This window comes from Paracoccus sp. PAMC 22219 (genome assembly GCF_000787695.1).
GTDB lineage: Bacteria > Pseudomonadota > Alphaproteobacteria > Rhodobacterales > Rhodobacteraceae > Paracoccus.
The window spans coordinates 16,404-34,182 of the sequence record NZ_BBPH01000002.1; the positions used below are offsets into that span (position 1 = coordinate 16,404).

Genomic DNA, 17,779 nt, shown 5'->3' on the forward strand with positions numbered 1-17,779 from the left:
ATGACCAACCAGATCGCTCACCTCGACTCGGTGATCTCTCAATCGCTGGCGCATCACCGCAAGACGGGCGATGAATTGCGGGGCATGATTGCCAACTTCAACGTCCTTCTGGGCATCGGCGCGGACGAAGCGGCCCTTGAGCAGCTGGCCCGGGACATCGAAAGCCGGTTCAGCGTCACCATGGGCCTCGGGGCGATGGTCGCCGACGCGGACTTTCAGCCGTGGCTCGACGACGCGAAGGCCTCGATCGCGCCATTTTACTGGGACCGCTACAAGAAGCTGCTGCTGAAGAACGGCCTTCCTCAGGACGTGGTGACATCCACCGACGCCATCACGGAACGGATCCTCGGCCGGCTGGGCAATCCGCGGCTGGAGGAGCAATGGGACCGACGCGGAATGGTCGTCGGGCATGTCCAGAGCGGGAAGACCGCGAACTACACCGGCCTGATATGCAAGGCAGCCGATGCAGGCTATCGGTTGATCATCGTCATCGCGGGCATTCACAACAACCTCCGCAACCAGACCCAAGAGCGTATCGACGAAGGCTTCATCGGCCGCGATACCGGCCGCACGGGGCAGAAGGGAAACCATGCGATAGGGGTCGGCCTCTTCGACGACCGTCACGTCCCGGTCAGCCTGACCAACACCAAGCGGGACTTCCACAAGGAGACCGCGTCGACGAACACCAGCCAGATCGATTCCTACAAGGTCCCGGTCGTCCTGGTGATCAAGAAGAACCCGAGCACGCTGAAGAACCTTCTCGACTGGCTCAAGGACAACAGCGCGAGGGGCGACGAACAGATGATCGATCAGCCGATGCTGCTGATCGACGACGAGGCCGACAACGCCTCGATCAACACGAAATACGCCAAGGAGGAGGTGACGAAGATCAATGGGCAGATCCGCGATCTTCTCAAGACCTTCCGCCGCAGCTGTTATGTCGGATACACGGCGACGCCCTTCGCGAACATCTTCGTCGACCCCGACCAGTATGACGACGCGCTGAAGGAGGATCTGTTTCCCAAGCACTTCATCATCGGCCTCGATGCCCCTACGAACTACTTCGGCGCAAGCAAGGTCTTCATCGACGGACTGCCCGAGGACGGTCCTCCGGTCTGGCTGCGGCACATCACGGACAACGCGGATGTCCTGCCCGTCAAGCACAAGATCGACCAAGACATCGCCGATCTTCCGCCTTCGCTCATCGAGGCGCTGCGCGCATTCCTCATCGCGCGCACGATCCGCAACCTCAGGGGCCAGGCGTCGAAGCACTGCTCGATGCTGGTCAATGCGAGCCGTTTCACCGCCGTCCAAGGCAGGATCCGCAACCGCATCCACGAACGTCTATCCGACATCCAGAACGCGGTCCGGATCAACGGATCCTTGAGCACCCGAGGGCTGGCCGATCCCGAGATCGCAGCCCTGCATGATGTCTGGCGTAGGGAATACGCAGACACCGGGTTCGCGTGGGACGACGTCCAGGCGACGCTGCTGGATGCCATCGCCGCGGCCAAGGTCGTGGAGGTCAACAGCCGGGGCAACGGGCTGGACTATGCGCCAACCGGCGAGATCGGTCAGACAGTGATCGCCGTAGGCGGCTATTCCCTGTCGCGCGGCCTGACGCTCGAGGGGCTGACCGTCACGTGGTTCCTGCGGAATACCATGATGTATGACACGCTGATGCAGATGGGGCGTTGGTTCGGATATCGAGGCGGCTACGAGGACCTCTGCCGGATCTGGATGCCGACAGACGCGATCGACTGGTATGCCCATATCGCCGAGGCTTCGGAGGAACTGCATCTCGAGCTCAAGAGCATGGAAGACGCCAAGCTTACACCTGCCGATTTTGGGCTGGCCGTCCGTAGCCACCCGTCCGCTCTTCTCGTGACTGCGCGCAACAAGATGGGGTCAGGGCAGAAGGTCGTTCATATCGGCCTCTCGAATGCTTGGGTCGAAACTGCCAAGCTGGGCGTCGGGGATGTTGATGCCAACCTAGACCTTGCGAAAAAATTCCTTGATCAGCTGTCCGCAGCCGGGTTCGGACCCGATAAGGCGGAGGATCCGAGTGGTGGGCGTTTGCTACGGGAAGTGCCTGTCGATCTGATCGAGCGGTTCCTCCTAGGATGGCGCAATCATGAGGCTGCGTTCCTGACACAGACCGCGCCGATCCGACGCTACATCGATGCCCGCAAGGACAACGAGCTGAAGCATTGGGACGTATTGATCGCAAGCGTCAAGGGGGAAGAACTGCCGTTTATTCACTCGAACTGGAGCATTGGGCCCCAAGTTCGGAAGATCGATCTTGGCGATCTTGAGAAAGGCCTGCTGTCGATCAGTGGCAAGAAGGCCAGAATCGCGTCAAGAGGTGTGGAGAAGATCGGCGTTTCAGCTGACGCCACTACCGCGGCCGAGGCAGCTTATCGCAAGACTTTTAACAAAAAAGAGAGGGACGAGAGCAGCAGCATCAACTATCCGGATAAGATCTATCGCAAAGTGCGCGAGCAGCCGCTGTTTGTGCTCCAGATCGTTAAACTGCGCGATAAATACTACGGCAAAGATGACAAGCTCCTGCTGTCTCTTCCAAGCAACTTTCCCAAATCCGTCGTGGTGGGCTGGGGGATGAGCCTGCCGATCTCCAGCATTCCGGGAGAGCGCGTCGAATATATTGTCAACGCGCAGAAGTTCCGCGAGCTCTATGGAGATGACGACGATACCGACGACGAGGGCCTCATCGATGGCTGAGACCCCTTGGGACGACCTGGCCCCCGACGCCGGTCGCCGGTTGGACGGCCGTGGCCGTCACGACATCTTCTGGGCGAGAATGCCGGACGGTGCGCCTGGACTCGTGCTGAGGCTTGGCGAGGGAGTGGACGAAGTCCACCCGCTTCCGCAGATGCGGAACCTGACGCTTTCCTACCGGACGCTCGAAGGGCGCGGCAATCTCTGCATCTCTCTTTCGGATCGGGGTCAGGTCGACATCTTCGAGACACTCTGCCGCGACGTCGCCGCCGCGGCCGAAGCGACTGACAGCCCCACCGCCGCAGTGTCGCGCGCCGTCCAGCGCACCCTGCGTTGGCACCATCTGCTGCGCAGTGGCAGCGCGGGCGGCCTGACCTTGGAGGAGCAGCGGGGCCTCGTCGCCGAGCTTGCGGTGCTGCGCTACCTGGCCCGGTCATGCGGTCCCTTGGCAGCGGCCGAAGCCTGGAAAGGCCCCGAGGGGAGCGCCAAGGATTTCGAGCTCGCCTCGATGCACGTCGAGGTCAAGGCAAGACGCGGGGCAGCCCATCCGAAGATTGCCATATCCTCGGAGGTGCAGCTTGAGGCGGTCGAAGGATTCGCACTGTATCTGCATGTGATCGACGTGGACACGGCAATGGCGACGGACGGGCTGTCATTGGCCGACCATGTCGAGATGACGGGAGCCCTTTTAGCGTCGGATCCGGCAGCCGTCGACATGTGGGAGCGGCGCATCGCTGCGACAGGTTTCCGCCCGGAGGACGTCGATGAAAGACGCGTGTGGAAGACCGGCACATCTCGGACATACGAGGTCCGTGACGGCTTTCCCCGTATGACCCCTCCGCTGCCGCTCGGCGTGGAGAACCTGAAATATTTCATCAATCTGCACGCCTGCGCGCCTTTCGAAGTCACCCAAGACGTGCTGTCGCCCGCGAGGATCGCCTGATGTCGGATCTTGACGAATTCCACCGGAGCTTCATCGCCGACATCCAAGGCGATGCGGATGCGTCCGGGACCTATACGCAGGAAGCCTTCTTCGAACGGATCGGCGAGTTCCTGACCGAGGCCGGCGAGATCGATCAGGCGGACTACGCCCATTATGAGTGGACCGATAGCTTGGATGACGAAATTCAGGTTACGGGTTCGGGCGGAGATCCAACTGAATCCGAGGGTGTTCTTGCACTTATATTGTGTGATTTTCAGATCACCCCGGAGGTGAGAACGACGCGTGCCGTCGACCTGAAAGGACAGTTCAAAAAACTTGTATCTTTTTTGCGTAATGCCCGGTCCGATCAGTTCCGGGACCAGATGGAGGAGACGAGCCAAGGAGCCGGTCTTGCCGATCTCATCGCGACGCGGTGGGGTCGGATAGTCAAGATCAAGCTGATCTACGTCACGAATTCGGATAATCGTGCGCGCGTCGACGCGACGCCTGCGGGCGAGATCGACGGCAAGCCCGTGACCTACAACGTCTGGGACCTCAAGCGACTGCAGGGATACGCCGAGCAGGGCAAGGCACGTGCCGACATGACCATCCGGTTCAGCGAGGATTTCGGTGCCGGCGTGCCGGTCCTGAAGGCGTCGGGATCGGACGCCGCGCTGGAGAGCTACATCGCCGTGATTCCCGGGCGTCAGCTTGCGGAGATCTACGATGTCTGGGGCGCGCGCCTGCTGGAATCGAACGTCCGCAGCTTTCTTCAGGCAAAGGGCGGGGTGAACCGGGGCATCCGCAGGACGATCCTCGAGGAGCCGCACATGTTCCTGAGCTACAACAACGGTCTTGCCGCCACGGCCGAGGAGGTCGAGGTTGAGCAGACCGACGATGGTCTGCTGCTCAGGTCGGCATCCAACCTGCAGATCGTCAACGGAGGACAGACCACGGCATCACTGCATGCAGCAGCCAAGGCCGCTGGTGCCGGGATGGATGACATCTTCGTCCAGATGAAGCTGAGCATCGTTCCCCCGATTCTCTCGGAGAACGTCGTCCCGCGCATCTCGGAATACGCGAACAGCCAGAACAAGGTGAACGCGGCCGACTTCTTCGCGAACCATCCCTTTCATGTTCGTATCGAGGAGCTGTCGCGGAAGCTGCTCGCGCCCTCCGGGGATCGTGGATATCGCGAGACGAAATGGTTCTATGAGCGCGCGCGGGGACAGTATGCCGATGCGCGCGGCAAGATGACCGAGGCCGGGAGGAAGCGGTGGGACGCCGAGTTCCCCCGGTCGCAGTTCTTCAGCAAGACCGATCTCGCCAAGTTCGAGAACACGTGGAATGGCCAGCCGTTCATCGTCAGCCAAGGGGCGCAGAAGAACTTCGCGGCCTTCGCACGCTCGATCGAGAAGGTGTGGGGCAAGAGCGGTGACAGGGTCGATGATGGCTGGTTCAGGCACCTGATCGCAAAGGCGATCATTTTCCGGAAACTGGAAAAGCTCGTCTCGGCCCAAGCCTGGTATGAGGGCGGTTACCGGGCGAACATTGTGACCTATGCGATCGCAAAGGTCGCCGCCGACATGGCTGCGCGGGACAAGGTGGTGGATCTTGCGCGGGTCTGGCGCACGCAGGACGTGCCGCCTGCGCTGGAGGAAGCGTTGCTGACGGCGGCTGCCGAGGCTCAGGAGGTGATCACAAGCCCACCCGCCGGAGTGCGCAACATGAGTGAATGGGCCAAGAAGCAGGCGTGCTGGGAACAGTTCCGCAAGCGGAAGCTGTCCTATCCCGAAGGCCTCGAGGACATGATCGTCGATCCGGAGGAGGTCAAGGAGACGGCCCGGGACGAGAAGACCGACCGCAAGCTCTCGGAGGACCTCGTCGATCAGGTTCGCGTGCTGGAGCTGGGCGGGGAGTTCTGGGCCAAGGCGCAGGCTTGGGGGCGGGAGCGGCGACTGCTCAGCCCTGCAGAGTTCGGCGTGCTGGGAATCTGCGCCAAGATGCCCTCGCGCCTTCCGACCGAGCGGCAAACGAGCATGGCGGTCTCCGTCCTCGCGCGCCTCGAGGACAACGGCTTCATCCGCGACGCTGCGGACGCCTGACACGGTTCAGGGCAGCAATGCCCTGACCGCCTTGGCGATCTGCCACGCCAGGTATGGGGGGACGGCGTTGCCGACCTGATGATATTGCATCGTCCGCGGCCCGCAAAAGAAGTAGTTGTCGGGAAAGGTCTGAAGCCGCGCCGCCTCGCGGACCGTCAGCGACCGGCACTGGGTCGGGTCGGGGTGGATGAAGTAGTGTCCATCCTTGGAGATGTGGCTGGTGACGGTGGTGGATGGCCTGATCCCGGCTTGGGTCCTGAAGCGGTCGGCGAAATCTCCGCTCTCACGGTTCCTGTGCTCGGGCTGCAGCCAGTCCGGGAACTCCGACAGCTTGGGCGCGCGCCCGGTGACCTTCGTAAATGTCGAGGAGAAGAGGTAGCGCCCTAGATCTGCGGGTATATGCCCCCGCGTGTCGTGATGCAGGACAACGTTCAGGTGCGGGTCGCAGAGCCATCCGTCCAAGGGCGCAGGCGGCCTCTCGTCGCCGGGCCGAATGGCAACGCGATGATCCGGCAGCGAGTTGGACCGTGCGACCTGGCGCAGCAGTCGCGCAAGATCCGGGGACAGGGTGTCGAGTGCGGCGATCCGTTCGGCATGATCGCGGACGGCCCTCTGCCAAGCAGCGCAGCTGTCCTCCTTTGAGAGACCGCTGCGCAGCGCGGGCATCCCGCGAAGGGCCTCATCGACCGTCACCGCGCCGGAATGAGCCAGAAGCGTCGCTCCTGAGAAAACCCGCGTAAGGACATCCCTGCGGACGCCCAGGATGATGACCCTGTGGCGCGCCTGCGGAACACCATGCTCTTCGGCACGCACGAGAAAGTCACGTGCCGGAGCGCGGGAGCCGTCCGCCGGAGAAGGCACCGTCAGCGGCAGCAGGCGGTAACCGTCCGCAGCCCCCTCTAGATCGTCAAGGACGCGCGTAAATATCCCGCCGCCGTCCACCTTGCTGGAGAGCATACCCTTGACGTTCTCCATGACGAAGGCGGCAGGTCGTAGACGTTCGAGAATGCGGACGTATTCGCGATAGAGATAGTGCCGTTGATCGTCCTCGGCGACATAGCCCTGCTTGCCCTTGTTCCGCGATCGACCAGCCAGCGAATAGGCTTGGCACGGCGGACCACCGATGAGGATCGTGTTCCCGCCGAACTCCTCCCGCGTTTTGTCCAATGTATGGGCGATGCTCTCGAACACGCCCGGTTTGCCCAGCACGAGCTGTCTGACCTCGCTGCAGGCGGCCTGCCAACGATCGGGATGGCGCTGCAGCATGGGCCCAAAACCTCCCCCGCCTTCGAGTGCCCGGTAATATTCATCTGGCAACCCGTCCTCGAAGCATCGCAGGAACGATCGGAGACGCAGCGTGGCAACCGCATGCTGGTCCATCTCGACCGACATGCGGATCTCCATCGGCATCCCCGGCTCTCGGCCAGCCCGGGAGAACCCTTCCCCTAGGCCACCGGGACCGGCGAACAGATCAATGATCCCGTAATTGATGGTCATGGCATCCCCCGCTTTTCGATGCCGTCATAGCGGAAAAGTTCATGCCCGCGCCAGGTGGAAACGACGGACCGGAAGCCCCATGTCGGACATATGACCGACGTGATGGACAGACAGACCCGCTCCAAAGTTATGGCAAGGATCCGTGGACGTGACACCAGGCCCGAGTTGCTCGTTCGCAGGTCTCTTCATGCCATGGGGTTCCGCTTCCGGCTCAATCAGCGCAGGCTCCCGGGCTCACCAGATATCGTGCTAACGAAGTGGCGCACCGCGATCTTCGTCCACGGATGTTTCTGGCACCGACATCACGGCTGCCGCAAAGCGACGACTCCGTCGACGAATGTGGACTTCTGGGTTGCCAAGTTCGAGGCGAACATGGCCCGGGACCAGCGGGCCCTCGATGCATTGGCGGCCTTGGGCTGGAGGACTGCGGTGGTCTGGGAATGCGCCGTGCAGAGGTCCAGTGCGCCATCCACGCTAAGCAGTCTTGTCGATTTCATAAGAGATGGCACGGCCGACAGGATCGACATCGGTGGTGCCGGCGCACCCGTTTCCTGAACCGGCGGCTAGAGAACTTGCGCAGCGAGGTGGCTGCTGCAGGTGCTGACCTAAAACATCAAGCGGATGGTGGCGCTGATCGGCATCCGATTGCCGCTTCGTATCCTCTTGCTGTGCCGCCGGGACGCTCACTCCCGACTTCCGGCTCGAACCACAGGGCCAGTAGCCAAAACAGACAGCAATACTATAACTCCCCGGAAGCGCACCGCTGCGTTGGTCGGTTTTGAAAAAGCCCCAGCCGTTAGCTTCGCTTGTTGGCCGGCATGCGGCTGCACTACATGCTGTTGTCTCCAACCCACGTGAGCAGTCGGCGGCAGAACTGTGAAAGGCACCCTATTCAGTCTCCGAAGGCCATGAGCGTGACCAGCATCCAGATCGCCATGGCGATCACAATCAGGTTCTCAATCAGTGAGACGAAGCCCAAGGGCACGTTGCTGTCGCCGCCGACGCAGGGGCATCTGATCTCGCGCCTGTCGACATAGACCACCTTGCATACCGACACCGCGCCGACGGTGCCGCTGGAATAGCGCGACCGGGATCCACAAGATCCTGACACCCCGGAGCTTCGACAGGCGTGAGGCATAGGGCATTTCTCCGACGAAGGACGGAGCATCCCGATCGACATCGACGGCGCTGTTGGGCTGGCCCCTAATGATGACCGGCCGTTCGGGCCGCATAGCCGGGGCAGAACCAATGAAAGCGAGGTAAGCAAGCCGCGCGTTTCCCTTACTCGACGCAGGGACCGACCTGACAAGCGGTCGTTCCCTGCCCTTTCCGGACCACCGGGATCACGGACAACGGGCCACAACATGGATTTTGGCTGCACCCGGCCGAAAGGGGCTGCCGCCGAAAAGTAGCCGAGGCCACTTGTGCTTAGTCTGAAGAGAACGCCGTGACAAAGCAGGCGTTCATTTTGCTCTCATGCTCTATCAGGTCTCAAAGCCGCCAACGTGTTAAATTTGGCCCGACGACAACAGCGGCCAGGAACCGGCCTTCGTGCTTCCATCGTCAGATACTGTCTTTCGAGACGCCATATCGTGCTGCGACCTGTTCGACAGTCAGGAAGAGGTTGTCGGGCGAGACCTGCATGTTCATCGTGTGATTGCTCCTTGCGATTTCCAAGGCATGACCTTCCTACCTAGGGGTCATAGGCCGCAATCCAGAAACCCTCGTTTGGAACCCTCAACTTATTCCCACCAGCCTCGGAACGGGGGGCGAACCGGAAGCATCACCAAACGATGTTGGTAAGGACGTTGATATCCGAAACTCCCTACGTAGGAAACCTGGCAGTAACAAGTATTTATAGAGTTCTTGGCGGAGGGATTGGTACGGATATCAAACTCTCTTTAAGGGCAGGGTTGGCTGCGGACTTGTCCGTCTTCTAGTTGGTCGAACCAACGGATTGAGGCGCGGTTCATTCTCAAAAGGGGAATGATGTACTCGTTGTACGAGTCATCGAAAATGCGCCACGAGATGCACGCCGTTATGGAACGACACGCCATAATCGTCCATCGGTGGAGGAAACGGCTCTTGGTCGATTTCTTGACTACTGCCCCCTCGGCGATCCCTTCCGATGATATGAATTAGCGCGTAGTGCTGGCTGATGTGACATGTTTCCAGCTTCGCAATCTGCATGGAACGGATAGTGCCAATCATCTTACATGCTCGTGGACGGCATCGCCCCATGGGCTCATGATTTCAGTTGCGCCGCAGTTGCGTCCCGCCTGGCGCATCACACCTGCGGGCACGGCAAAGGCATAGGGATGGACCGTCCGCTTGGCGGTCGTCACCGGACCAAAGGCGGCCAGTGCCTGCGCCACTTCCGGTGGCAGATCCTCGTCTAGGACCGTGCCTGTCGCGGCAGAGGCATCGATGCGGGGGGTGTGGAACGCCTCCTCCAGGTCCATGCCGAAATCCACCATGAAGCTTACCAGGTTGGCTACCGCGGGCAGGATCTTGCGGCCGCCCGATGCGCCGATCGCAAACATCCGGTCGCCCACCTGCCCAACGGTCGGACAGACATTCATCAGGCATCGCTTTCCCGGCGCCAACGAGTTCGGTTTACCCGGTTCGGGATCGAACCACATAATACCGTTGTTCAGCAGCATCCCGGTCTGTCCAGACACGACATGACTGCCAAACATCGACAGCAGCGTCTGCGTCACATTCACCATGTTGCCGTGCCGGTCCACCACACTGAAGCTGGTGGTACATGCCGGGGCGCGCGGGCTTTCGCCCGTATCGCCCGCATGGGCAAGACGATCGCGATAGGCATTGCCCAACCCCGACGCCAGCGCCGCATAGCTTGCCGCAGATGGCGCATCGCCTGGATCGAACGCGGCCTGCATCTGCTGCAGCGCCTTGACCAGTTCGGCCCCGGCGGACAGGCCCGACGGGGCATGGATCACCGCATCCCTATAACGAACCGTCCGCGGCGCAGCTGCCTGTGCCTGATAGGTGCTCAGATCCTCCATCGACAGGCTGCCGCCCTTGGCCCGCACATCCTCGACCAGCATACGGGCAATGTCGCCGTGATAGAAATCCTGAGCGCCGTGATCGGCCATCCGCCGCAGCGTGGCAGCGTGGGCACGCTGGTCCAGCCGCGCCTCGGATGCCGTGGTCCAGCCTGAGATGTCAGGCCATTGCCCATCCGCTAGAAACATTGCTGCCGCATCAGGGTCCTGCGCCAGCTGACGAGCGGTGGATGCGATCAGCAGGGAGGAATACCAATCGAGCAACATCCCCTCCTCTGCCAGCGCCACGGCGGGGGCGAGCAGATCGGCCCAGTCGCTTTTGCCGTAACGCTGATGGGCCAGCGCCATCCCCGCGACTGTCCCAGGCACAGCGACGGAGGTCGCGCCATAGATGTTGCGGTCGTCCTTGACGCGCGTCCAAGGGAACAGGTCAGCGGCCTGTCGCCCGGGCTCCAGCGGATAATCGGCGACCTCCAGACCGACGGGCGCACGCATCCCGAATTCGATTGTCTCAGCCCGCTGCTCGTCCGCGCGCCACAGTGTCATCATGCCGCCGCCCATCGGCCCCGACATCCACGGCTCGACCACGCCCACGGCAAAGGAAGTCGCGACCGCCGCGTCCATCGCGTCGCCCCCGGCGGCCAGGACGGCGGCACCCACTTCAGCTGCCTTGCGGTGCTGGGAGGCGATGACGCCGCCATCGGTCCAAACGACCTCCTTGCGGATGCGCTGCGTTCTGGAAAAATTCGTCATGCTATAGCCTTGTGTTGTCAACGACGCGGCGGACGTGGGACGCCCCCCTGCACCACCTGACCGCGTCAGACCGCGTCATGCAAGGTCGAGCGTGGCAGGACCGGCGTGTTGGACATGCGCGGCAAGGTCTATGGCGGCAGAGGTAAGGGCACGTACGCGCCGTCCCTCGCTGAACTTGACACTCGCGGACGCACGGTTGATTGAGCACCCGCCGTTCACGAAGGAATGGTAGCACAATAACCTCCCCCGTCCGGGCCCGCGCAAGGGTTGCATCATTGGCGCCGGTCAAGACCGCACGGGGCGAATGTTCCTGAAATCCTCCGCCTTATGGACCCGTCATGAAATCCGACCCAAGACAAGCCTCGCAGCCGGGAGCGTCAACCCGCCCGGCTCCCATCAACACGCCAGCCCAAGTCCTGACTGCCAGCGTCATTGGCACGACGATCGAGTTCTTCGACTTTTATATCTATGCCGTAGCTGCGGTTCTGATCTTTCCGTCTCTGTTCTTTCCGGGGTCCGATCCCACAACGGCATTGCTGGCCTCCTTTGCCACCTTCTCGATCGCGTTCTTCGCCCGACCCCTGGGAGCAATCGTCTTCGGCCACTACGGCGACCGCATTGGCCGCAAGGCGACGTTGGTAGCCGCGCTGCTGACGATGGGCGTGTCAACGGTCACCATAGGCCTGCTGCCAACGTACGAGCAGATCGGCGTCTGGGCACCCTTGCTGCTGGCGCTGTGCCGCTTTGGCCAGGGTTTCGGGCTGGGCGGCGAATGGGGCGGTGCGGTTCTTCTGGCGACGGAAAACGCACCCGAAGGCAAACGCAGCTGGTACGGGATGTTCCCGCAGCTGGGTGCGCCCGCGGGCCTCCTGCTGTCATCTGGCTTCTTCTGGGTCCTGCTGCACTTCATCACGCCTGAAGAGCTGCTGGCCTGGGGCTGGCGGTTGCCGTTCCTGTCGTCGATCCTATTGGTCGGGATCGGCCTGTGGATCCGCCTGTCGATTACTGAAACGCCCGAATTCGCCGAAGCCGTGAAGAAGGAAAAGCGCGTTGCGGTCCCCATTGCCGAGCTATTCCGCAATCACAAGCTGAGCCTGTTCCTGGGGACATTTGCAGCATTGGCAACCTTCGTCCTGTTCTACTTGGCGACTGCCTGGCTCTTGTCGTACAACGTGAAGGTCTTGCAGATCCCGTTCAAGGATGCGCTGCTGATCCAGATCTACGGATCGATCGTCTTTGGTCTGACGATCCCCTTCGCCGGAAAGATCGCCGACCGCACGGGACGCTATGGCTTCCTGATCGTCGTCACGATCCTGATCGGTGCATTTGCCCTTTCGTTTGGCCAGCTGATGCAGGGCAGCGCCGAGAACGAAGCGAGCATCTATCTGTTCGTCACGATCAGCCTGGTGCTGATGGGCCTGACCTATGGGGTGATCGGGGCGGCGCTGGCGGCACCGTTCCCGGCACAGGTACGCTATACCGGATCGTCGCTGACGTTCAACTTTGCCGGCATCTTCGGCGCGTCGCTGGCCCCTTACGCGGCAACGTGGCTGCAGATGAACTATGGCATGGCCGAGGTGGGCTATTACCTGCTCGCGGCGGCGGTGATCTCGCTGGTCTGCATCGTGGCAACGGGTCGCGACAAGATTTGATTCCCACGGGATGATACTGCACCTCGCGCGGAGGCGCGGGGTGCAAACGAGGCGCGGTCCATCCTGCGGGTACCTGCTGTCAGCAGTGCGGGCGTCCGCAATCTGCACATTCATATTGATCGTCGTCAGCGCGCCGTGCGAAGGGCGTCGGCCTCGCAACGCTGCAAGATCGCGGTCGCGTCGTCTACGGCTGCCCATGCGCGCTTTGCGAGGCTGCCGCCGACACTACATCGCCGGACCCCAAGCGCTGCCAAGTTGCGGATGCCATCATCGTAATCGTGCACGACAACGTTAACTGGCTTCGGCGCAATGGCGGCAACCAGTTCCGAGACCGCCCCCGCATCTCGGATGAACGGTACGAACAGGCAATCCGCACCCGCATCGGCATAAGCCACCGCCCGGGAGATGCTGTCTGCGACCGACATGCCGGGCACCCGAAAGTTCTCGTTGCGGCCAATCAGCATGACCGTGGGATCCAAGGCGTCAATGGCCGCACGCGCGGCACGAATACGTTCGACCGCCACGGGGGTGTCGTACATCGAGGTGCCGGACCAGTCCTCGATCGACAGGCCCGCGATGCCCGTCGCGACGGCGCGGGCGACGTTACGCGCGACGTCCTCGGGGTGATCCGCGAAACCGTTCTCGAAGTCGGCGTTCACCGGCAGCGGCGTGGCGGATACAAGGACACGCAGATGTTCCAGCGTCTCTTCCAGGCCAAGCGCACCATCGTCCATGCCCGCGGCCCAAGCCGCACCGGCGCTGGTCGAGGCGATGGCGCGAAACCCGGCCCTTGTCAGGCGGACGGCGCTGCCGGGATCCCAGGCATTGGGCAACAGGAAGAAACCACCGTCGTGCAGGCGCCGGAACGTGGCGCGTCTTTCGGTGATCGTCGGAGCGATGGTCATCGCAGGAACTCCTCCAGCTTGCGCAACTGATGGCCTTGGGCGTCGAAATTGCCCGGGGCCAGCCACGCCAGGTAACCGGGGCGCAGATACTGCCAATCCCGATCGGTTATCGCGAACCATGCGGTGTCGCGACTGGCGCCCTTGACGACCATGTGCTGGCGGAACACGCCCTCGGGGCGAAACCCAAAGCGCAGGGCGGCACGCTTGGATGGCACATTCTGATCGTTGCATTTCCATTCGAAGCGACGATAGCCCAAGGTGAAGACGTGGTCCGCGAACAGGAACAGCGCCTCGGTCGCCATGCGCGACCGCTGCAGCGCGGGGCCCCACATGATGCTTCCGATCTCCATCACGCCGTGGGTCTGGTCGATCCGCATCAACGCCTGCCGGCCTTCGGTGCGGCCAGTGGATGCGTCGGTGACTGCGAAGAACATTGGATCGATGGACGCCGAGGCCGTCCCGATCCAATCCGTGAATTCTGCGCGGCTTTTCGGAGGGGCCTCGAACAGCCAGCGAAATCGGTCCTCCGCGCCCTCGGCCGAAGCAGCCTCGTAAAGCGTATCCGCATGGCGCGGCTGCAGCGGCTCCAGCCGCACGTATCGCCCGGCAAGGGGCGCGTGTTCGGGACGCGGGGGTGATGACCAGTCCGTCAGTTTCATGTCCCTTACCCTTTCCGTGCAGTGCCGCATCGTGACCCATGCCGGACTATTGTTCCACCCTGCGCGGATGCCAAGCCGTGGCCCACGCACGTGCATGGCTGACGGAACCGTTCAGGACGCGCGACCGGGATCGCCGGGGCGGCGATGACGAGCCCGGCCGATCGGATGGCCATAGGCCCGGCGGAAAGCCTTGCTTAGCGCCGCGGCATCGCAATACCCGCAGCGCAGGGCGATGTCGTTCAGGCTCAGCGTCGTGCCACTTGCCAGATCCTGGGCGCGGGCCAGCCTGAGCATCCTGAAGAACGCCCCTGGAGGCATGCCCGCATCGGCACGGAACAGGCGGTCCAACTTGCTTACCGACATGCCCCCCCTCTCTGCCAGAGTGGACAGCGAGGCAGGGTCGTCCACGGTTTCGACCATCAGGTCGATGACCTTGCGCAGGCGCACCGATCCGGCGCGCGCCACGCGCAACAGGTCGTCGGGCACATCGCCCCGCGGGTTCCGGTGATCGTGCAGGAACATCGACGATGCGGCGAACGCGTCGGTCTTACCGAACCGCTGTGCGATCAGCGACAGCATCAACGCAAAGGCATCGGACGCGCCCCCGCAGGTCCACACCCGACCGGTCGTTACGTGGCCGACGGACATGACCTGCACTTGGGGAAACGCCTCGGCAAACTCGGGAAGCAACGACCAGTGAAGGGTCGCCGCTTGACCGTCAAGCAGCCCCGCCGACGCCAGGACCCACGGCCCGGTATCCGCACCGATGATCTGCAGGCTGCGGCGCGTGAGATCGCCAACCTGTCGCCGCGTCGAACCTTCGGCGTGGGCGCGGTGGCCATAGCCCGCCACGACGATCAGCACGTCAATGGTACCCGGATACGGCGGATCCGGCGTGACCAGCAATCCGCTGGAGGATCGCGCCGGCGCGTCGCCTGCCGTCAGGATCTGCCAGCCGAGATCCGCCTGTCCCCGATCGCGGACAGCGCGCAGAGGTTCCAGCAAGCACGAAAGCACCATGTTGGAGAAACCGTCAAACAGAAGAAAGGTGACACGCATGGCAAATGATGACGTTCCCGGACAATGCGGTGACAGACTAGGACATGCGGCGTGCGTATGAAAGCCATAGCCTTGGCGTCGACGGAACAGGAGCCTGCAATGCCGCTTGCCATGACCAAGGACGTTTTCATCACCTGCGCGGTGACCGGATCGGGAGCGACCCAGGATCGCTCGCCCCATGTGCCACGCAGCCCACGCCAGATCGCGGACAGCGCCATCGCTGCGGCCAGAGCGGGTGCGGCGATCGTCCATTGTCACGTGCGCGACCCGGACACCGGCGCACCCTCGCGTCGTCTGGATCTCTATCGCGAAGTCACCGACCGCATCCGCGACGCGGACGTTGATGTTGTCCTGAACCTGACGGCGGGCATGGGCGGGGATATTGTCTTCGGCCCGACTGAGGCCCCGTTTCCCGTCAACGCGCAGGCCACCGACATGATCGGCGCGACCGAGCGGATGGCCCATATCGCCGAATGCCTGCCCGAGATCTGCACCCTCGATTGCGGCACGATGAACTTTGCCGAGGCCGATTACGTCATGACGAACACGCCCGGCATGCTGCGGGCGATGGGGGCGATGATGACCGCCTTGGGCGTCAAGCCCGAGATCGAAGCGTTTGATACAGGTCACCTGTGGTTCGCCAAGCAGCTGGTCGCGGAAGGCACGCTGACCGGCCCGGCGCTGGTGCAGCTGTGCATGGGCGTGCCGTGGGGCGCGCCCAATGACCTGAACACCTTTCTGGCGATGATAAACGCGGTGCCGTCGGACTGGTGCTGGTCGGCGTTCAGCCTCGGGCGCGACCAGATGCCATATGTCGCAGCCGCTGTGCTGGCGGGCGGCAACATCCGCGTAGGGCTGGAGGACAACCTGTGGCTTGGCAAGGGACAACTTGCCACGAACGCCCAACTGGTTGAGCGCGCGGTCACGATCACCGAAAACATGGGCGCCCGGATCATCGGCCCGCAGGCTGTGCGGGAAAGACTGGGGCTGGTCAAGCGCGCGCCTGCCGGGGTGGCGGCATGAAGGCCGCGATTGTCGGCGGCGGCGTCATCGGTGGTGGGTGGGCTGCGCGGTTTCTGCTGAACGGCTGGGACGTCGCAGTTGCGGACCCCGACCCGCAGGCGGAACGCAAGATCACCGCGGTGCTGGACAACGCCCGGCGGGCGCTTCCCGCGCTTTATGACCGCGCCTTGCCCCCCGAAGGACGTCTGACATTCCATGCCGATCTGGCTACGGCGGTCGCCGGCGCGGACTGGGTGCAGGAAAGCGTTCCCGAGGTCTTGGAGGTCAAGCACCGCATCCTGCCGATGATCGCGGAGGCGGCTGGCCCGAATGCGATCATCGGGTCCTCCACCTCGGGCTTCAAGCCGTCCGAACTGAACGCGGTGGGCACCGGGGCCATCGTCGCCCATCCGTTCAACCCGGTCTATTTGCTGCCGCTGGTCGAATTGGTCGGTGATGCAGACACCTGCGCTCGGGCAGCGGACATCCTGCGCGGTATCGGCATGTATCCCCTGACCGTCCGCCAAGAGATCGACGCCCATATCGCCGACCGCCTGCTGGAGGCCGTCTGGCGCGAGGCACTGTGGCTGGTCAAGGACGGCATCGCCACCACCGCTGAGATCGACGAGGCGATCCGTATGGGCTTTGGCATCCGCTGGGCGCAGATGGGCCTGTTCGAGACTTATCGCATCGCGGGTGGAGAGGCAGGGATGGCGCATTTCATGGCCCAGTTCGGCCCTGCCCTGTCCTGGCCCTGGACCAAGCTGATGGACGTGCCGGAGTTCAACGATGATCTGGTCGATCTGATCGCCACGCAGTCCGACGCGCAATCGGGCCACCTGTCGATCCGTGAACTGGAACGCCTGCGCGACGACAACGTAGTCGCCATGATCCGCGCCCTGCGCCGCACCGGCAGCGGCGCGGGGGGCGTCGTCACGGCGCACGAAGCCGCCTTGCCCGATGCAGGGGAGCGGGACGGCCTGCCCGTCACCGTCACGCGGCAGGTTCCCTCCAGCTGGACCGATTACAACGGCCACATGAACGAGACCCATTACCTGGAGACGTCATCTCTGGCGACCGACCGCTTCATGCAGATGATCGGGGCCGATGCGGATTACATCGCGTCCGGCCGCAGCTATTTCACGGTCGAAAGCCATGTTTGCCACCTGAACGAGGTGCACGCGGGCGATCGCCTGACGGTCACCACGCAGGTTTTGGCGGGCGCTGGCAAGCGGTTGCACCTGTTCAACCGGATTTGGCGTGACGACGTCCTGGCCGCCACGGTTGAGACGATGCTGCTGCACACCGATCTGTCCACGCGGCGCACCTCGGACCCGGATCCGGCGGTGGCGGCACGCCTGTCGGACTGGGTCGCCCGCCATGCCGCGATGCCTGCCCCCAAAGGAGCGGGCAGGTCCGTGGGTCAGCGGCCTTGAGATCGGCACAGGACAGGATGG

Annotated in this window: 12 protein-coding genes and 1 pseudogene; 7 read left to right on the top strand and 6 right to left on the bottom strand. The window is 62.9% G+C overall.

The features are described from left to right. The 3 genes from TY51_RS00830 to TY51_RS00840 are packed head-to-tail and all read left to right on the top strand — an operon-like array spanning nucleotide 1 to nucleotide 5,766. Nucleotides 1–2,742, top strand: coding sequence for a Z1 domain-containing protein (locus TY51_RS00830; protein WP_042244636.1), 2,742 nt, complete (start codon nucleotides 1–3; stop codon nucleotides 2,740–2,742). Beyond that, nucleotides 2,735–3,682: a PD-(D/E)XK motif protein gene (locus TY51_RS00835; protein ID WP_042244638.1), complete on the top strand. Its 948-nt coding sequence runs from the start codon at nucleotides 2,735–2,737 to the stop codon at nucleotides 3,680–3,682. Before TY51_RS00830 ends, TY51_RS00835 begins: the two co-directional genes overlap by 8 nt. Further along, on the top strand, nucleotides 3,682–5,766 hold the full coding sequence (locus tag TY51_RS00840) for an AIPR family protein (protein WP_042244639.1): 2,085 nt from the start codon (nucleotides 3,682–3,684) through the stop codon (nucleotides 5,764–5,766). The genes TY51_RS00835 and TY51_RS00840 overlap by 1 nt, the downstream gene beginning before the upstream one ends. Before the next feature lie 6 nt (nucleotides 5,767–5,772). Here TY51_RS00840 and TY51_RS00845 read toward each other — a convergent pair whose 3' ends face one another. Next, nucleotides 5,773–7,263 carry a DNA cytosine methyltransferase gene (locus TY51_RS00845; protein WP_042244642.1) on the bottom strand — a complete coding sequence of 497 codons (1,491 nt, stop codon included), beginning with the start codon at nucleotides 7,261–7,263 and terminating at the stop codon, nucleotides 5,773–5,775. Nucleotides 7,264–7,353: 90 nt separating this feature from the next. Here TY51_RS00845 and TY51_RS00850 point away from each other — a divergent pair, with 90 nt between their 5' ends. Then, nucleotides 7,354–7,818: a very short patch repair endonuclease gene (locus TY51_RS00850; RefSeq protein WP_042244645.1), complete on the top strand. Its 465-nt coding sequence runs from the start codon at nucleotides 7,354–7,356 to the stop codon at nucleotides 7,816–7,818. A gap of 337 nt (nucleotides 7,819–8,155) precedes the next feature. Here the strand turns inward: TY51_RS00850 and TY51_RS00855 are convergent. Then, nucleotides 8,156–8,357: pseudogene (locus TY51_RS00855) on the bottom strand (glutaredoxin); the annotation flags it as partial. A 1,113-nt stretch (nucleotides 8,358–9,470) separates the two neighbouring features. Further along, nucleotides 9,471–11,045, bottom strand: a complete 1,575-nt coding sequence (locus TY51_RS00860; RefSeq protein ID WP_042244649.1) for a gamma-glutamyltransferase — start codon at nucleotides 11,043–11,045, stop codon at nucleotides 9,471–9,473. A 338-nt stretch (nucleotides 11,046–11,383) separates the two neighbouring features. Between TY51_RS00860 and TY51_RS00865 the strand changes: the two genes are divergently transcribed. Then, nucleotides 11,384–12,697 carry an MFS transporter gene (locus TY51_RS00865; RefSeq protein ID WP_042244650.1) on the top strand — a complete coding sequence of 438 codons (1,314 nt, stop codon included), beginning with the start codon at nucleotides 11,384–11,386 and terminating at the stop codon, nucleotides 12,695–12,697. A gap of 125 nt (nucleotides 12,698–12,822) precedes the next feature. Here the strand turns inward: TY51_RS00865 and TY51_RS00870 are convergent, their stop codons facing one another. From TY51_RS00870 to TY51_RS21535, 3 genes are all read right to left on the bottom strand, one after another. Continuing rightward, nucleotides 12,823–13,602: an isocitrate lyase/phosphoenolpyruvate mutase family protein gene (locus TY51_RS00870; RefSeq protein ID WP_042244652.1), complete on the bottom strand. Its 780-nt coding sequence runs from the start codon at nucleotides 13,600–13,602 to the stop codon at nucleotides 12,823–12,825. Beyond that, nucleotides 13,599–14,261 (bottom strand): GNAT family N-acetyltransferase, encoded by a 663-nt coding sequence (locus TY51_RS00875; RefSeq protein WP_042244655.1) that lies wholly within the window; start codon nucleotides 14,259–14,261, stop codon nucleotides 13,599–13,601. Before TY51_RS00875 ends, TY51_RS00870 begins: the two co-directional genes overlap by 4 nt. Before the next feature lie 111 nt (nucleotides 14,262–14,372). After that, nucleotides 14,373–15,320, bottom strand: coding sequence for a GlxA family transcriptional regulator (locus tag TY51_RS21535; RefSeq protein WP_042244656.1), 948 nt, complete (start codon nucleotides 15,318–15,320; stop codon nucleotides 14,373–14,375). A gap of 99 nt (nucleotides 15,321–15,419) precedes the next feature. On the opposite strand from TY51_RS21535, the gene TY51_RS00885 reads away from it, so the two are divergent. Together TY51_RS00885 and TY51_RS00890 are read left to right on the top strand one after the other, a co-directional pair. Continuing rightward, nucleotides 15,420–16,343, top strand: a complete 924-nt coding sequence (locus tag TY51_RS00885) for a 3-keto-5-aminohexanoate cleavage protein (protein WP_042244659.1) — start codon at nucleotides 15,420–15,422, stop codon at nucleotides 16,341–16,343. Continuing rightward, entirely contained in the window at nucleotides 16,340–17,758 is a 1,419-nt protein-coding gene (locus TY51_RS00890) for a carnitine 3-dehydrogenase (RefSeq protein WP_042244661.1), read from the top strand. The genes TY51_RS00885 and TY51_RS00890 overlap by 4 nt, the downstream gene beginning before the upstream one ends. The last annotated feature ends 21 nt before the right edge of the window (nucleotides 17,759–17,779 follow it).

What these genes read in the sequence shown, in the direction of transcription:
- TY51_RS00875 (WP_042244655.1), bottom strand. Translation starts at nt 14,261, where the DNA reads ATGAAACTGACGGACTGGTCATCACCCCCGCGTCCCGAACACGCGCCC.
- TY51_RS00835 (WP_042244638.1), top strand. Translation starts at nt 2,735, where the DNA reads ATGGCTGAGACCCCTTGGGACGACCTGGCCCCCGACGCCGGTCGCCGG.
- TY51_RS00850 (WP_042244645.1), top strand. Translation starts at nt 7,354, where the DNA reads ATGACCGACGTGATGGACAGACAGACCCGCTCCAAAGTTATGGCAAGG.
- TY51_RS00865 (WP_042244650.1), top strand. Translation starts at nt 11,384, where the DNA reads ATGAAATCCGACCCAAGACAAGCCTCGCAGCCGGGAGCGTCAACCCGC.
- TY51_RS00845 (WP_042244642.1), bottom strand. Translation starts at nt 7,263, where the DNA reads ATGACCATCAATTACGGGATCATTGATCTGTTCGCCGGTCCCGGTGGC.
- TY51_RS00870 (WP_042244652.1), bottom strand. Translation starts at nt 13,602, where the DNA reads ATGACCATCGCTCCGACGATCACCGAAAGACGCGCCACGTTCCGGCGC.
- TY51_RS00885 (WP_042244659.1), top strand. Translation starts at nt 15,420, where the DNA reads ATGCCGCTTGCCATGACCAAGGACGTTTTCATCACCTGCGCGGTGACC.
- TY51_RS00890 (WP_042244661.1), top strand. Translation starts at nt 16,340, where the DNA reads ATGAAGGCCGCGATTGTCGGCGGCGGCGTCATCGGTGGTGGGTGGGCT.
- TY51_RS21535 (WP_042244656.1), bottom strand. Translation starts at nt 15,320, where the DNA reads ATGCGTGTCACCTTTCTTCTGTTTGACGGTTTCTCCAACATGGTGCTT.
- TY51_RS00860 (WP_042244649.1), bottom strand. Translation starts at nt 11,045, where the DNA reads ATGACGAATTTTTCCAGAACGCAGCGCATCCGCAAGGAGGTCGTTTGG.
- TY51_RS00840 (WP_042244639.1), top strand. Translation starts at nt 3,682, where the DNA reads ATGTCGGATCTTGACGAATTCCACCGGAGCTTCATCGCCGACATCCAA.
- TY51_RS00830 (WP_042244636.1), top strand. Translation starts at nt 1, where the DNA reads ATGACCAACCAGATCGCTCACCTCGACTCGGTGATCTCTCAATCGCTG.